Here is a 2,138-nt window from a genome sequence, read left to right as displayed (position 1 = left end):
CGTTACGGTAAAAGTAGACAGCACAGACGTAGTATTCCCAGACGCACAGCCGTTTGTTGATGAAAACGGACGAACACAAGTGCCGATTCGTGCAGTATCTGAAATGCTTGACTGCAAGGTTGATTGGGACGATACATCAAAAACGGCAACCATTACAAAAGAAAATGGCGATGTTGTAAAAGTGACACTCGGAAGTGATGTTTTGACAGTAAACAACAAATCATCACAAATGGATACAACCGCAATAATAAAAGACGACCGAACATTTATCCCTGTGCGTTTCGTCGCAGAGGCACTGGGCTTGGAAGTTGAATGGTTGGAATGATTAGGAAAGAGGTAGAATTATGAAAAAGATTGTTTCAATAATAAGCATACTTGCAATAATGATGTCATTATGTGTAACATCATTTGCAAATGATTTAGCTGAAGACGAGGAAATACGAGGAGATTTCATTTACGAAAAGGGTACAAATAATATTCTTGCGTATGTGGGTACATCAGATATTTGTGAAATACCTGAAAATTCAAATTTGCTTGGTTTAAATCATATCAAGCAAACACATACGGCAATAAAAAAACTAATTATAAATAAAAATGTAAACTTTTCGATTCTTAATTCATCAAGCAGTTTGGAAGAAATTGATTTTAAAGATGGAATCACAGAAATACCTGACGGTATAATGCAGGAATGCGATTCTCTCAATAAAATAGTATTTCCGTCAACACTAAAGAAAATAGGAAATAATTCTTTTTCTAAATGCCCTAAAATAGAGAATATTGACTTACCGAACAATCTTGAGTATATAGGCGAATATGTATTCAGCGGTTTAAATTCATTGACGGGTGATATTTTAATTCCTAATACTGTTACACATATGGGATATAAAGCATTTTCAGATTGCGGTGATTTAGATAAAGTTCATTTATCAAATAATTTAACTTATACACCTGAAAATAAAAATCAAGAAACAGCTTGTTGGTTTGACGGTACAAATATAAAAGAAATAAATATACCTGATAAAATGCTTGACAAAGTAAGTTGTTATTTTGATGGGGATAATATCACGTTTAATTCGGATATGACAGTCAATATATACAATATGGTTCGTGGTTCAGCTTGGTGTGAAGATAAGTATCTAAAAGGCAAAACAAATAAAACAATCGGTAATGATAAAGATTTTGTAATTGTCGAAAATACCTTGTTGAGATATACCGGAAATGACAAAAATCCAAAAGTGCCAGAAGGTGTTAAAAGTATTACTCAAGATGGTTTTTCGTTTTGCGATATAGACACGGTTACTTTACCGCAAAGCCTTGAAAAAATAGAAAAACGTGCTTTTACCTGTACAACATTAAAAGAAATTACTATTCCTAAAAATGTTGATACAATCGAAAGTTGGGCATTTTATATGTGTCCGTATATGGAAAAAGTGACTTTTGAGGGAGCACCGAAAAATATTGAAGAATATCCGTTAGATGGTTATTATATAAATTATGACCACAAAGAAAATGTAATATTTAAAGACCCAAATATAAAGCTGCCGGAGAATTTTTACAGTAATTCTGATGAATATGTTTTAGATGGATTTTATGTGTTATTTAAGGAACATACAGGTATAGATTTACCTAAAGTCAATAAAAAAGATGAATCTGTATCCACCGCAAAAGAAACATTAAAGCCAACATCATCTGTAACTCCGACACAAGAGCCGACTGCTACTGTTAAACCGAGCGAAACAACATCGCCGATTGTTGAAACAAGTGCACCGACTGCAAAACCGAAAAAGCTTACGGTTGAAACAGGCAATGCTGTTAAGGTAAAGGTAGACAGCACAGACGTAGTGTTCCCCGACGCACAGCCGTTTGTTGATGAAAACGGACGAACACAAGTGCCGATTCGTGCAGTATCTGAAATGCTTGACTGCAAGGTTGATTGGGACGATACATCAAAGACAGCAACCATTACAAAAGAAAACGGCGATGTTGTAAAAGTGACACTCGGAAGTGATGTTTTGACAGTAAACAACAAATCATCACAAATGGATACAACCGCAATAATAAAAGACGACCGAACATTTATCCCTGTGCGTTTCGTCGCAGAGGCACTTGGTTTGGAAGTTGAATGGTTGGAATGATTA

General features: G+C 35.0%; 2 protein-coding genes. Both read left to right on the top strand.

The window, feature by feature from the left end; translation table 11 throughout:
* The coding region (locus LKE05_RS13960) for a copper amine oxidase N-terminal domain-containing protein (RefSeq protein WP_308457239.1) at window positions 1–325 on the top strand (325 nt) is incomplete at its 5' end.
* Between the two features lie 19 nt (window positions 326–344).
* On the top strand, window positions 345–2,135 hold the full coding sequence (locus LKE05_RS13955) for a leucine-rich repeat protein (RefSeq protein ID WP_308457238.1): 1,791 nt from the start codon (window positions 345–347) through the stop codon (window positions 2,133–2,135).
* The last annotated feature ends 3 nt before the right edge of the window (window positions 2,136–2,138 follow it).

Origin of the sequence: Hominilimicola fabiformis (genome assembly GCF_020687385.1) — a bacterium.
Taxonomy (GTDB): domain Bacteria; phylum Bacillota; class Clostridia; order UBA1381; family UBA1381; genus Hominilimicola; species Hominilimicola fabiformis.
This window is presented reverse-complemented; position numbering and strand designations above follow the sequence as displayed.

What these genes read in the sequence shown, in the direction of transcription:
- LKE05_RS13955 (WP_308457238.1), top strand. Translation starts at nt 345, where the DNA reads ATGAAAAAGATTGTTTCAATAATAAGCATACTTGCAATAATGATGTCA.